The organism is Pseudomonas sp. NPDC078700 (genome assembly GCF_044542375.1).
Classification (GTDB): Bacteria; Pseudomonadota; Gammaproteobacteria; order Pseudomonadales; family Pseudomonadaceae; genus Aquipseudomonas.
The window spans coordinates 782,511-796,042 of the sequence record NZ_JBITUI010000001.1; the positions used below are offsets into that span (position 1 = coordinate 782,511).

Consider the following 13,532-nt stretch of genomic DNA (forward strand, 5'->3'; position numbering starts at 1 on the left):
GGCTTACCGGTGGAGGATATTGCTGTGTCTGAAGAAAAAGTAATCATGTACGACTCACCGGCTGCCGCTCAGCTGGTCACGGTCACAGGATGGAAGTCGGCTGACGGTCGTTTCTTTGGCGACAACGAAGACTTGGCGCGGTTCGCTGGGTCAACCCACCGCGCTTGCAAAAATAATCCATACCACCCGCCACATCGCACCAACGGCTGGTGCGATCTTTGCCACCAAGAGAACCGCAATGCCAAGTTCTCGGCTAAGCCAACCAAACTCTGGGAAGGCGAGCCATTGGTAAGCTTTGATGATGATCTCTATTTCTTTGATGAAGACAGCCTGATTGATCACATCGTCGATCACGATCTTGAAATAGCCGATATGCGCTTGTGCATTTGCGAACCAAATATGCCCTCTGAGATTGATCCGGAAGACTACTTCATTGATGACCTCCCAGAAGACGGCGAGATTCGTGATCAGGACATGCTGGCAGCATTTGAGCTGCTGAATGAAACGATCCGCAAGGCTGAGCCGCTGTCATGGTCAGAGGGCAAGCATGCAGCTGTGATGCCCGACGACTTCATTGCGCGGGTAGCCGAAGCCCGCAAGAACGCAGCCTAACCACACCCCCGGCCATGCGCCGGGTAAGAGGTAATCTATGATTAGCTTTTTATCGCCAGAAGAAATCGAAGCACTGACCGGCTATAAAAAGCCCTCAGCTCAGCGCCGCTGGCTTGCCGACCAGGAAATACCGTTCATTGAGGGCGGTGATGGTCAGATCAAAGTGCTTGAAGTGGTCGTGCTGCAGCGCCTTGGTGGCACACAGCAGAATAAGAAAGGACCGCAATTGCGGTTAACTGGATAGGAGGCGGACATGCGCCCACGTAAGAAAGACCGCCACTTACCGGCGCGTATGTACCAAAGAGGCCCGTCTTACTATTACGTTGAGGCGGGCAAGTGGGAAAACCTCGGAAAAGATTACGTCCAGGCACTCATGCTGTATGCCAAGCGCAACAGCAATTCATCCAAAAACGCCATGACGGATCTTATTGACAGAGTCATGGAGCACATCACGCCCCGCCGCGCCAAGAACACCATTGAGCAATACAGCATGGTCGCTGAGCGCATGAAGGTGTACTTGGCAGAATTTGAGCCAAGCCAGGTACTGCCCCGCCACATCGCTCAAATCAAAATGCACTTAGCCGATACCCCAGCCATGGCCAACCGGACATTGAGCTTTCTTCGGGTTGCGTTCGGTTATGCCCTGGAATGGGGAGACGTCGACAGCAACCCTTGCGTTGGGATCAAGCCGCACGCTGAGAATAAGCGAGACCGGTATATAACCGACCAAGAGTTTCACGCCATCTTGGCCCAGTGCAGTGAGTACATGAAATGCGTCTTTGAGCTCACTTACCTTACCGGTCAGCGCATCAGCGATGTTCTAGCCATCCGTCTTTCCGATGTTTCGGAAGAAGGGATTCAGTTTCAGCAGAAGAAAACCGGGTCGAAAGTCTTGGTATCCATGTCGCCAGACCTGCGCGCCATCATTGCGCGATGCAAGGCCCTTCCTCGCCCGGTGCGTGGCATGAACCTCATCTGCAACAAGAAGGGGCTGCAGGTTGATTACTCGACTGTGAAGGTAACGTGGGCGGCTGCTCGAAAGGCTGCAAAAGTCGATGACGTGAAAATTCACGACCTGAGGGCCAAGGCTTTAACCGACACGAAGAGGCAGGGCAACAATGCTCAAAAGCTGGGTGGACATTCAAGCGAGCGCATGACAGCGCGTTATCTTCGCAACCGTGAACATGACGTTGCACACCCGCCACAAATGCCAAAAGAAACCGGGTAGTATTAGAGGTTTTCCAAAACTCTAATACTTTGTATTGGAATACTACCCTTCAAGGCCAGTAATGACGGACCTCTCACAACACACCCCCATGATGCAGCAATATTGGAAGTTGAAGAACCAGCACCCAGATCAGCTGATGTTCTATCGCATGGGTGACTTCTATGAAATTTTCTATGAAGACGCGAAGAAGGCCGCCAAGCTGCTCGACATCACCCTGACTGCGCGTGGCCAATCCGCCGGCCAGGCGATTCCTATGTGTGGCATTCCTTATCACGCCGCGGAAGGTTATCTGGCCAAGCTGGTCAAGCTCGGCGAGTCGGTGGTGATTTGCGAACAGGTCGGTGACCCGGCGACCAGTAAAGGCCCGGTCGATCGCCAAGTGGTGCGCATCATTACCCCAGGCACCGTGAGTGACGAAGCCCTGCTCGATGAGCGCCGCGACAATCTGATTGCTGCCGTACTGGGTGATGAGCGCCTGTTTGGCCTCGCAGTACTGGACATCACCAGCGGGCGCTTTAGCGTGCTGGAGATTAAAGGCTGGGAGAATCTGCTGGCCGAGCTTGAACGCCTTAATCCGGTTGAACTGTTGATCCCTGATGACTGGCCACAAGGCTTGCCCGCCGAGAAGCGCAAAGGTGTACGCCGCCGTGCGCCCTGGGACTTTGAACGCGACTCTGCACACAAGAGCCTGTGCCAACAATTTGCCACCCAAGACCTCAAGGGTTTTGGCTGCGAAACACTGACCCTGGCGATCGGCGCTGCCGGATGCTTACTCGCCTATGCCAAGGAAACCCAGCGCACGGCGCTGCCACACCTGCGCAGCCTGCGTCATGAGCGCTTGGACGACACCGTTATCCTTGACGGCGCCAGCCGGCGCAACTTGGAACTGGATATCAACCTTGCTGGCGGACGCGAAAACACCCTGCAATCGGTGGTTGATCGCTGCCAAACCGCAATGGGCAGTCGTTTGCTCAGCCGCTGGTTGAATCGACCGCTGCGCGATCGCAACATACTTGAAGCACGCCAAGAATCCATCACCTGCCTACTTGAGCGTTATCGCTTTGAGACCCTGCAACCGCAGCTCAAGGAGATCGGTGACCTGGAGCGAATCCTCGCCCGTATCGGCCTGCGTAATGCCCGCCCACGCGACCTTGCACGACTGCGTGACGCCTTGGCTGCACTGCCTGAACTGCAAAGCGCAATGGCGGCGCTGGAATCGCCGCACCTGACCTCGCTGGCAACCATCGTCAGCACCTATCCAGAACTGGCGGCGTTGCTAGGCAAAGCAATTATCGATAATCCACCGGCAGTCATTCGCGATGGCGGTGTACTGAAGACGGGCTACGACGCGGAGCTGGACGAACTGCAATCACTGAGTGAAAACGCTGGCCAGTACCTGATGGACCTGGAAACCCGTGAAAAAACCCGCACAGGCCTGGCCAATCTCAAAGTTGGCTACAACCGTGTGCACGGTTACTTCATTGAGCTGCCCAGCAAGCAGGCGGAATCGGCTCCAGCTGATTATATTCGCCGACAAACCCTCAAGGGTGCAGAGCGCTTCATCACCCCGGAGCTCAAAGAGTTTGAAGACAAGGCACTGTCGGCCAAGAGCCGCGCACTGGCCCGTGAAAAGGTGCTCTACGAAGAACTGCTCGAACACCTGATCACCCTGCTCTCACCGCTGCAAGACAGCGCCTCGGCCTTAGCCGAACTGGATGTGCTGAGTAATTTGGCCGAACGTGCATTGAACCTAGATTTGAATTGCCCGCACTTTGTCGATGAACCCTGCATGCGCATCAATCAAGGTCGCCACCCAGTGGTTGAACAGGTATTGACCAAACCCTTCGTGGCCAATGACCTGAACCTTGATGATGAAACCCGCATGTTGGTGATCACCGGCCCAAACATGGGTGGTAAATCGACCTATATGCGCCAGACGGCGTTAATCGTGCTGCTTGCCCACATCGGCAGTTTTGTACCCGCTGCCAGCTGCGAGCTGTCCTTGGTTGACCGTATTTTCACCCGCATTGGCTCCAGCGATGACCTCGCCGGTGGTCGCTCGACCTTTATGGTTGAAATGAGTGAGACCGCCAACATTTTGCACAATGCCACAGAACAAAGCTTGGTACTGATGGACGAAGTCGGTCGTGGCACCAGCACCTTCGATGGTTTGTCATTGGCATGGGCAGCGGCCGAACAACTGGCTAAACTGCGTGCCTACACGCTTTTTGCGACGCATTATTTTGAGCTCACCGTGTTGCCAGAGAGTGAACCACTTGTGGCCAACGTGCACCTCAATGCCACCGAACATAATGAGCGCATCGTATTTTTACACCACGTGCTACCCGGGCCTGCCAGCCAAAGCTATGGCTTAGCTGTGGCGCAACTGGCGGGCGTACCCAACGCAGTGATCCTGCGTGCACGTGAGCATTTGGCACGGCTCGAAACCACAAGTTTGCCGCATGACCTACCTCGGTCAGAGCCAGGAAAAGCCGCTACACCGCAACAAAGCGATATGTTTGCAAACCTTGCGCATCCGTTGTTAGAAGAATTGTCTAAGATCAATCCAGATGATTTAACCCCACGGCATGCTCTTGAATTGTTATATGCATGGAAGACGCGAGTCTAACGCCCGCGCCAACAAGCTGTTAGAATCCTGCGCGCCCGAAACAGCTGTGTGCTAAAGCCTGGCACTGAAGTGAGCGTATTCGAGCCGAGAGACTGTTTATGAGGGCAGTCTCGCGCCGTAGCCTGAGGAGAGAACTAGAATGACCTTCGTCGTCACCGACAACTGCATCAAGTGCAAATACACCGACTGTGTGGAAGTCTGTCCGGTGGACTGCTTCTACGAAGGCCCGAATTTCCTGGTCATTCACCCGGATGAGTGCATTGACTGCGCTCTGTGTGAACCAGAGTGCCCAGCACAAGCCATCTTCTCTGAAGATGAGGTGCCTGAGGACATGCAGGAATATATCGAGCTGAATGCTGATCTGGCTGAAGTTTGGCCAAATATCACCGAGAAGAAAGAAGCCCTCGATGATGCTGAAGAGTGGGATGGTGTGAAAGACAAGCTTGAGCACCTAGAGCGCTAATACAGCCTCTTAAACCACACAAAGCCCGCCGAGCGCGGGCTTTTTATTTGCCTGAAAATAACGTCAGGCAGTATTAAAAATCGCAGGCAAAAAAAAGGGCGGTTTGACCCGCCCATTTTGTCCCTAGTCCCTTTATTTCCAACTCATCATCCTGATGAAATCGCATCCCGCGATTGTCCTGGTCGCTGTCCCTAACAACCTGCGCTTGTCCTTAAGCACAACTTGATAATAAGGGATTTTTTGCGCTTCACAAGTGTCTGTAACCCAGAACAAAGACTAAATCATTCCCATTAAAATTAAAAAAAATCATTTAATTCAATTGCTTAATAAAAAAATACAGCTTTCCGTCTAAAAATCTTAGGCCTCACAACTGCATTAGCCTACAGCCGTGTAAGCAATTGCCTACAAAGTCGTAGCACAAAAAAACCGGCGAAAGCCGGTTTTCGTGTGAGCATCTAGATCTATTGGAACAAAGAGTCGCTCGACAGACCGTTCTTTTCGAGAATTTCGCGCAAGCGCTTGAGCGCTTCCACTTGTATTTGCCTGACACGCTCACGGGTAAGACCAATTTCCTGGCCGACCTCCTCAAGCGTACAGTTCTCGTGACCACGCAAGCCGAAGCGCCGAACCACAACTTCACGTTGCTTATCGGTAAGCTCACCCAGCCATTGATCGATACTTTGCGACAAGTCATCGTCTTGCAACAGCTCACAAGGGTCTGTTGGCCGCTCATCAGTCAGGGTATCAAGCAAGGTCTTGTCTGAGTCTGCGCCCAGTGAAACGTCAACCGAAGACACTCGCTCATTGAGACCGAGCATGCGCTTAACCTCGCCAACAGGCTTATCGAGCAAGTTAGCGATTTCTTCAGCAGAGGGTTCGTGGTCGAGCTTTTGGGTCAGCTCTCGTGCGGCGCGCAGGTACACGTTAAGTTCTTTAACAACATGAATAGGCAGGCGAATGGTGCGCGTCTGATTCATGATTGCCCGCTCAATGGTCTGACGAATCCACCATGTGGCGTACGTCGAGAAGCGGAAACCACGCTCTGGATCGAATTTTTCGACAGCTCGGATTAAGCCGAGGTTGCCTTCTTCAATTAAATCGAGCAACGAAAGCCCGCGATTGACATAGCGCCTGGCGATTTTAACAACCAACCTGAGGTTGCTTTCAATCATACGCTTGCGACCAGCCGGGTCACCTTTTTGCGCCAGTCGGGCAAAAAAGACTTCCTCTTCCGGACTGAGCAATGGAGAGAACCCAATTTCATTCAGGTAGAGCTGCGTGGCATCTAAGGCACGCGTGTAATCAATATACTTATGTTGCTTAGGTGCAGCGGTCTTCGTCTTCGCCTTGGCTTTAGATCGCTTGGCCGGTGCATCTACATTTACTTCTCCCCCACCCCCTAAGATGACATCGGGCTCCATAAGGAGCACATCGTCATCTAAGTCAAACTCGGGCACTTGTTTCTTATTGAGAGCCATTTCTAATATCCCTTGCTGAGTTCGACAGCAAGCTCTGGTGTTACCTGCTCCATGGCGGCACCTGAGCCCGTCCCTCCTACGCTGGGGAAACAGGCAGACAACAAATCACTGGCGTGGCAAAAATTGCAAAGGATCTACAGGCTTGCCCTGACGGCGAATTTCAAAATGTAGCTTCACCCGGTCAGTGCCCGTTGAACCCATTTCAGCAATTGCTTGCCCTGCTTTGACCTTTTGCCCCTCTTTCACCAAGAGCCTGCGGTTATGTCCGTAGGCACTTACGTAGGTACTGCTATGTTTGATGATCACCAACTCGCCGTAGCCCCGTAAACCACTCCCGGCGTAAACCACTGAGCCATCAGACGCAGCTAAAACAGGCTGGCCCAAATCTCCGGCGATATCAATGCCTTTATTCAAACTACCGTTTGAGGAAAATCGCCCAATAACCGAACCTTTGGTAGGCCACGTCCAACCTGAAGATGTGCCACTTACAGACTGCACAGTCTTAGTGGCGACAGGGGGCTTGGCCACGACAGGTTTGGCGGTGCTCGTCGTAGTGGCCGGACGAACGGTACGGGTGGAGGAACCGCTAACGCTGGGCTTGCTGGCAACCACAACGGAGGAAGGCCTCTTGCCGTCGAAGCGAATCGGCTGGCCGACTCGCAATGTATAAGGTGCAGGAATCCCATTACGTGCTGCTAGCTCTTTCCAGTCCCAGCCAAAGCGAAACGCAATCGAATACAAGGTATCGCCACGCCGAACCAAATATTGGCCACTGCTGACATGGGGCTGCTTGGATGTGATGGGCACCGATCGACCATTACGGTCTAAAACCTGAACGCCACCCGCAGGAGCACTGGAACAGCCAGACAAGACCAACGACAGAACTAAACCACTCAACAAGCATCGAGTGTTGCTATTGCGAATGCACGCTTGAATGGCGTCGAAACTCACCGGTCTCTCCCTTACTGGCTATTAGCGCCTGACACTAGTGTGCAGGATTTATTGATTATGCTCAGAATCTAACTGCTGACGCCCGGCTAACCACTCCAAAGCTAAAACCAGAACCACCCCTAGCAGCGCTAACAACAGTGCCAACAACAGTTGCGGGTCTTGGCCACTGACTTCGGCAAAGCGTGCAGGCAGAAGATTAGCCTGTAACAAAGGAACCTGTTGCCCGTGGCGATCAGTAAACCAGGTCAGCGTTTCTTTCCATGGCCATATTTTGTTAAGTGACCCCAGCATCAGGCCAGTCAAAAACGCTAATGTCAGGTCACGGTAACAGCGTAGAAGCCAGCGTAGAAAGCCTGCAAAACTGACGAGCCCCACGACACAGCCTGAGGCAAAGAGCGCTAGAACAGTGATATCCAATGCTTTTACAGAGCCCAGTATAAAACTGTACAGACCCAACAGTAACAAAATGAAACTGCCTGAGATGCCCGGCAGAATCATTGCGCAAATGGCAATTGCCCCGGCCACAAAGATACTCAGCGGGTCAGTATTCAAATGCACAGGTGAAGCGACGGTAATCCAGTAAGCAAAGCCACCACCCAAGGCAAAGCTGAGGATGCGCGTCCAGTTCCAACGACTGATTTCACGGGAGACCATATGCGCCGAAACCAACACCAAACCGAAAAAGAACGACCACACCGGGATCGGGTGCTGCTCCAGCAAATAGGTAATCAACCGGGCAAGACTAACGATGCTGGTAAGAATGCCCGCAAACAGCACCAGTAAAAAAGTCGCATTTGCGGTGGCCCAGGCCTCGGCAAAACGCCCGCGAACAGCTAGCAATGCTGCACGTGGCATGCTCGCGATAGACTTCAGCAACTCGTCGTAGATACCGCTGATAAAAGCAATGGTGCCACCAGAGACGCCCGGAACTACGTCCGCTGCACCCATGGCAACACCTTTGGCGTAGAGCAAAAAATATTTTTTCATATACCCGTCGGAGCGAATGTTAAGCCAGCGGCCCATTGAGCAAAGGTACGAAACGTACCGCATCAAGAATATGCCGCGAGTAACCCTGCTCATCACGAATGATCAACATCAACTGCTGCACATCGCCAGTGCCGACCGGTATCACCAGGCGTCCACCCGGAGCGAGCTGATCGAGCAATGCTTGCGGCACCTCAGAAGCAGCAGCCGTTACGATGATGCCATTGTAGGGCGCCAACGCAGGCCAGCCTTCCCAGCCGTCCCCCCAACGAAAGACAACATTGCGCAGGTTCAGTTCGACCAGGCGCTCTTTAGCTCGATCTTGCAGGCCCTGAATACGTTCAACGCTGAACACTCGCTCAACTAACTGCGAAAGTATGGCGGTCTGATAACCCGAGCCAGTACCGATCTCCAGCACCTTATCCAGCGGCCCGGCCTCAAGCAGCAACTCGCTCATGCGCGCAACCATATAGGGTTGCGAAATAGTCTGATTATGGCCAATAGGCAGCGAGGTATCTTCATAGGCACGATGAGAGAACGCCTCATCGACAAACATATGGCGCGGCGTGCGACGGATAACTTCCAACACCTTGGCATTTGACAGGCCTTCTTCATAAAGGCGTTGGATAAGTCGTTCACGGGTACGCTGTGAGGTCATGCCACTACCACGGCGATTCATTTCGTCTTGTTCGCGATTCATTAAACTAAGCTCTCCAGCCATGGTTGCAAGCTGTTAAAGCCATCCTGAAAAGTACGGTCTAATTGTAAAGGGGTGATCGATACATAGCCTTGCATCACCGCATGAAAATCTGTGCCTTGCCCACCATCTTCAGCATCGCCAGCCACGGCAATCCAGTAACCCACTTTACCGCGCGGATTAGTCACCTTAACCGGCGCAGCCGCGCGAGCGCGGTGGCCCAAACGTGTTACCTGAATCCCACGAATGTGCTCCAAGGGTAAGTTCGGGATATTAACGTTCAGTACGGTACGCGGTGGCAAATCAAGTTGTTCGTGGGCCTCGACCAGCTTACGGGCAAAGTAGGCTGCCGTTGGCAGATTATCGGTCTGGCGTGACAACAAAGAGAAGGCAAACGCCGGGCGCGATAAAAAACGCCCTTCAAGCGCAGCAGCCACTGTACCGGAATAGAGCACATCATCACCCAGATTAGCGCCCAGATTAATCCCGGAAACGACCAAGTCGGCCACATCGGGAAGCAGCCCATTAAGGCCCAAATGCACGCAATCCGTGGGCGTGCCATTAACGCTGATATAACCGTTGTCCAGCGTGCAGGGATGCAGTGGACGGTCGAGAGTCAGCGAGCTGCTGGCCCCGCTTTTGTCCTGATCCGGTGCAATAACCGTACACTCAGCATAATCAGCTAAGGCAGCGTGTAGCGCGGCAATGCCCGGCGCCATCACTCCGTCATCGTTTGAAATTAGAATACGCATGGGTTGTCCGTATGCCCTGTCGGCAATAGATCGACAAGCTCGCGCACCAATACAGTAGCGAAGCATCCAGCCGGCAGGACGAATTCCAGTTGCAGAATGTCAGACTCGGGATAATGCCACGTAAGGCCCGTAATGGGGAGGCGCAGAATGCGACGTTCGTGCGCCATGTCCGCTTCTGCCAACCACTGAGCCAAGTCTTTCTCGCTTTCACCGATGCCCTGCTCAAGCGCCTTGACCTCTCCGGCGGTCGGCGGCTCACCCAGCCCCCAAAGCGGCCCAGTTGGATGCACATCCAGAATCGCCAGACGCGGATCGCTGCATTCGGCTTGCCCGGCCATAAAAAAACTGCGGCTATCGGTAAAGGCGAGTAAATCCCCGACCTGGGCTTTATTCCACGTGCCTTGCGCCACGCGTGCGGCTAAGGCCTGGTTAAACAGGAAACTACGGGCCGCCGATAACAGCCGCGAGCGAAGATTGCGCTGAACAGGTCGATCTTTGCGCTGGGCATACCCTCGGGCATCAAACAGGTTGCCGCCTTCAAAGCCGAAACGTTGCAGACCAAAATAATTAGGCACGCCCTGCTCGCGGATAGCCTGCAGCCGTGCATCAAGCGTGTCACGATCACCACTCAATTGCGTCAAGCGCAAGGTAAAGCCATTGGCAGCATGGGCACCGCGTTGCAATTTACGCTGATGGCGCACCTGTTTGAGGATGCTCAGGCTGGCGTCTTCGGCAGCGCTCAGGTCTGGATTTGCTTTACCCGGCAAATGAAGGCTAAACCACTGACGTGTCAAGGCCTGACGATCTTTAAGCCCGGCATAGCTGATCAGCTTGAGCTGCACGCCGGCCGCCTTGGCAATACGTCTGGCGGCTTCTTCAGTGTTCAGGCCACGCTTTTCAACCCACAGCCATAAATGCTCGCCATCTCCCGCCAAGGGAATGTCGAGTACCTCATCAACTTGGAAATCTTCGGCGCTGGCTTTAAGCACGGCAGTGCCGCATGCATCGCCATAGGCTTTAGGGCCAAGGAGTTCGAACTCATTCATAGTCGAACCAACAGTGCTACCGCGTGCACCGCAATGCCTTCTTCACGGCCAGTAAACCCGAGTTTTTCAGTGGTCGTTGCTTTAACGTTGACTTGCTCAAGCTCTACCTGCAGATCAGCAGCAATCAGTGCGCGCATGGATTCGATATGCGGTGCCATCTTCGGCGCCTGGGCAACAATGGTGGCGTCGACATTACCCACCAGCCAACCTTTAGCCGCGATCAATGCATACACATGCCGTAACAAAACCCGGCTATCGGCACCTTTGAAGCTCGGATCGGTATCCGGGAAGTGCTTACCAATATCACCCAACGCCAAAGCACCGAGCAATGCATCAGCCAAGGCATGCAAAAGCACATCGCCATCAGAATGGGCGATGAGGCCAAAATGGTGAGGGATTTGAATACCGCCGAGGGTGATAAAGTCGCCTTCGCCAAAGCGGTGCACATCGTAACCGTGGCCAATACGCATGCTGCTACTCATAGAAAAATCAGGCCCAATAAATATCAGGGCCTGATTCTACAACGCTATAGGCTCAAGCTGGGCATCGTTGTGCGATGCGCACACATGAAACTCTACTTAGGCAGTGATCAGCCTGCAGCAACGAGGGCTGCAGCATGATGACGCAAATGGTCATCAATAAAGCTGGCGATAAAGTAGTAGCTATGGTCATAACCCGGCTGCAAGCGCAATTCCAACGGGTGCCCAGTCGCTTGTGCCGCTGCTTGCAAGGGCTCAGGTTTTAGCTGATTAAGCAGGAAATCATCGCGATCGCCCTGATCCACCAGCATCGGCAAACGCTCCGTAGCCTCAGCCATCAGCGCGCAGGCATCCCACTCACGCCAACGCGAACGCTCCTCACCCAAGTAACGGCTAAAGGCTTTCTCACCCCATGGACAGCTCATTGGATTACTGATTGGTGCAAATGCCGACAACGACTGATAACGACCTGGATTACGCAGCGCACAGACCAAAGCACCGTGCCCGCCCATGGAATGACCGCTAATCCCACGCTTGTCCGTTACCGGGAAGTTGGCCTCAATCAAGGCAGGCAACTCTTGCACCACATAATCATGCATGCGGTAGTGGCGGGCCCACGGCTCCTGAGTTGCATTAAGATAAAAACCTGCGCCCAGGCCAAAATCGTAAGCAGCATCCGGGTCGTCAGGCACACCCTCGCCACGCGGACTGGTGTCAGGGGCAACAATGATCAAACCCAGCTCAGCGGCAAGCTTGTGCGCCCCGGCCTTCTGCATGAAGTTTTCATCGGTACAGGTCAGGCCTGATAACCAATACAGCACCGGCAATTGTTCCCCTTGCTCGGCCTGCGGCGGCAAATAAACGGCAAAGGTCATATCGCAGTTGAGCGTATTCGAACGGTGACGGTAGCGCTTGTGCCAACCACCACTGCTTTTCTGGCAGGAAATATTTTCCAGACTCATCAACCCACTCCTTATTAATCGACTAAACAGTACCCACGCAGGCCGCAACATGGGCCTGCGTTTGAGCTCGGCAGTTGTTTAGAAGTTAATGACCGTGCGGATGCTCTTGCCTTGATGCATCAGCGTGAATGCCTCGTTGATGTCTTCAAGAGGCATGTTGTGGGTAATGAAGGTGTCCAGCGGGATCTCACCCTTCTGTGCTTTTTCAACATAACCGGGCAACTCGGTACGGCCTTTAACGCCGCCGAATGCCGAACCGCGCCAGACGCGACCGGTAACCAGCTGGAAGGGCCGTGTGGATATTTCCTGACCAGCACCTGCGACACCAATGATCACTGACTCGCCCCAACCTTTGTGAGCGCACTCAAGCGCGGCACGCATCAGTTGAACATTACCGACGCACTCAAAGGAGTAGTCCACACCGCCGTCAGTCATTTCAACAATGACCTCTTGGATTGGCTTGGCAAAATCTTTCGGATTGACGAAGTCAGTGGCGCCCAGTTCCCGCGCAATGTCGAACTTGCTTGGGTTGATGTCGATGGCAATGATGCGTGAAGCCTTGGCCATCTTCGCGCCAATGATCGCCGCCAGACCAATACCCCCCAGACCGAAGATGGCAACTGTCGCGCCCTCCTCAACTTTGGCGGTGTTAAGCACAGCGCCAATGCCGGTGGTAACGCCGCAACCAAGCAGGCAGACTTTTTCCAGCGGCGCTTCTTTAGGGATTTTGGCCAGCGAGACTTCAGGCAACACGGTGTATTCAGAGAAGGTCGAGCAACCCATGTAGTGATACACCGGCTCGCCGTTGTATGAGAAACGCGAGGTGCCGTCAGGCATCAAGCCTTTACCCTGGGTTGCACGGACCGAGCTGCACAGGTTGGTCTTGCCCGAGGTGCAGAACTTACATTCGCGGCACTCAGCGGTGTACAGCGGAATCACATGATCGCCGACTTCCAGCGATGTAACGCCCTCACCCACCGCCTCAACAATACCGCCACCTTCATGACCGAGAATGCACGGAAATACGCCTTCGGAGTCTTCACCAGACAGGGTGTAAGCATCGGTGTGACAAACACCAGAAGCGACAATTCTCACCAAGACTTCACCGGCCTTTGGCGGCGCAACATCAACTTCTACAATTTTCAGAGGTTGATTCGGCCCGAAAGCAACAGCAGCACGTGACTTGATCATGGAAGGTTCTCCGACAGATTAATAATGCAGAAAAATTCAGTGGATCTAGTGTAGATCACC

The 13,532-nt window shown here is 53.7% G+C and carries 14 protein-coding genes; 5 read left to right on the top strand and 9 right to left on the bottom strand.

Annotated features, from left to right (window positions below):
• Positions 1–24: 24 nt before the first annotated feature.
• The 5 genes from ACIGCM_RS03845 to fdxA all read left to right on the top strand — a co-directional run bounded on the left by ACIGCM_RS03845 (position 25) and on the right by fdxA (position 4,932).
• Positions 25–612, top strand: a complete 588-nt coding sequence (locus tag ACIGCM_RS03845) for a hypothetical protein (protein ID WP_397500691.1) — start codon at positions 25–27, stop codon at positions 610–612.
• A 37-nt stretch (positions 613–649) separates the two neighbouring features.
• Complete coding sequence (locus ACIGCM_RS03850) at positions 650–856, top strand: DUF4224 domain-containing protein (RefSeq protein ID WP_397500692.1); 207 nt, start codon at positions 650–652, stop codon at positions 854–856.
• A gap of 9 nt (positions 857–865) precedes the next feature.
• A complete protein-coding gene (locus tag ACIGCM_RS03855) occupies positions 866–1,840 on the top strand; it encodes a tyrosine-type recombinase/integrase (protein WP_397500693.1) in 975 nt (324 codons plus the stop codon).
• A gap of 61 nt (positions 1,841–1,901) precedes the next feature.
• Positions 1,902–4,469 (top strand): DNA mismatch repair protein MutS, encoded by a 2,568-nt coding sequence (gene mutS / locus ACIGCM_RS03860; RefSeq protein WP_397500694.1) that lies wholly within the window; start codon positions 1,902–1,904, stop codon positions 4,467–4,469.
• 139 nt (positions 4,470–4,608) lie between these two features.
• Positions 4,609–4,932 (top strand): ferredoxin FdxA, encoded by a 324-nt coding sequence (fdxA, locus tag ACIGCM_RS03865; RefSeq protein ID WP_397500695.1) that lies wholly within the window; start codon positions 4,609–4,611, stop codon positions 4,930–4,932.
• Between the two features lie 461 nt (positions 4,933–5,393).
• Here the strand turns inward: fdxA and rpoS are convergent, their stop codons facing one another.
• From rpoS to ACIGCM_RS03910, 9 genes are all read right to left on the bottom strand, one after another.
• Positions 5,394–6,410 (bottom strand): RNA polymerase sigma factor RpoS, encoded by a 1,017-nt coding sequence (gene rpoS, locus ACIGCM_RS03870; RefSeq protein ID WP_397500696.1) that lies wholly within the window; start codon positions 6,408–6,410, stop codon positions 5,394–5,396.
• Between the two features lie 105 nt (positions 6,411–6,515).
• On the bottom strand, positions 6,516–7,361 hold the full coding sequence (locus tag ACIGCM_RS03875) for a peptidoglycan DD-metalloendopeptidase family protein (RefSeq protein WP_397500697.1): 846 nt from the start codon (positions 7,359–7,361) through the stop codon (positions 6,516–6,518).
• Positions 7,362–7,409: 48 nt separating this feature from the next.
• Complete coding sequence (locus tag ACIGCM_RS03880) at positions 7,410–8,348, bottom strand: DUF368 domain-containing protein (protein WP_397500698.1); 939 nt, start codon at positions 8,346–8,348, stop codon at positions 7,410–7,412.
• 19 nt (positions 8,349–8,367) lie between these two features.
• A complete protein-coding gene (locus tag ACIGCM_RS03885) occupies positions 8,368–9,003 on the bottom strand; it encodes a protein-L-isoaspartate(D-aspartate) O-methyltransferase (RefSeq protein WP_397501106.1) in 636 nt (211 codons plus the stop codon).
• Between the two features lie 41 nt (positions 9,004–9,044).
• Complete coding sequence (surE, locus tag ACIGCM_RS03890) at positions 9,045–9,794, bottom strand: 5'/3'-nucleotidase SurE (protein ID WP_397500699.1); 750 nt, start codon at positions 9,792–9,794, stop codon at positions 9,045–9,047.
• Complete coding sequence (gene truD, locus ACIGCM_RS03895) at positions 9,782–10,840, bottom strand: tRNA pseudouridine(13) synthase TruD (protein WP_397500700.1); 1,059 nt, start codon at positions 10,838–10,840, stop codon at positions 9,782–9,784. The genes surE and truD overlap by 13 nt, the downstream gene beginning before the upstream one ends.
• Entirely contained in the window at positions 10,837–11,310 is a 474-nt protein-coding gene (gene ispF, locus ACIGCM_RS03900) for a 2-C-methyl-D-erythritol 2,4-cyclodiphosphate synthase (RefSeq protein WP_397501107.1), read from the bottom strand. The genes truD and ispF overlap by 4 nt, the downstream gene beginning before the upstream one ends.
• A gap of 119 nt (positions 11,311–11,429) precedes the next feature.
• The gene (gene fghA, locus ACIGCM_RS03905) at positions 11,430–12,281 is read right to left on the bottom strand and encodes an S-formylglutathione hydrolase (RefSeq protein WP_397500701.1); all 852 of its coding nucleotides are present in this window, start codon (positions 12,279–12,281) and stop codon (positions 11,430–11,432) included.
• 78 nt (positions 12,282–12,359) lie between these two features.
• The gene (locus tag ACIGCM_RS03910; RefSeq protein WP_397500702.1) at positions 12,360–13,472 is read right to left on the bottom strand and encodes an S-(hydroxymethyl)glutathione dehydrogenase/class III alcohol dehydrogenase; all 1,113 of its coding nucleotides are present in this window, start codon (positions 13,470–13,472) and stop codon (positions 12,360–12,362) included.
• Positions 13,473–13,532: the final 60 nt, after the last annotated feature.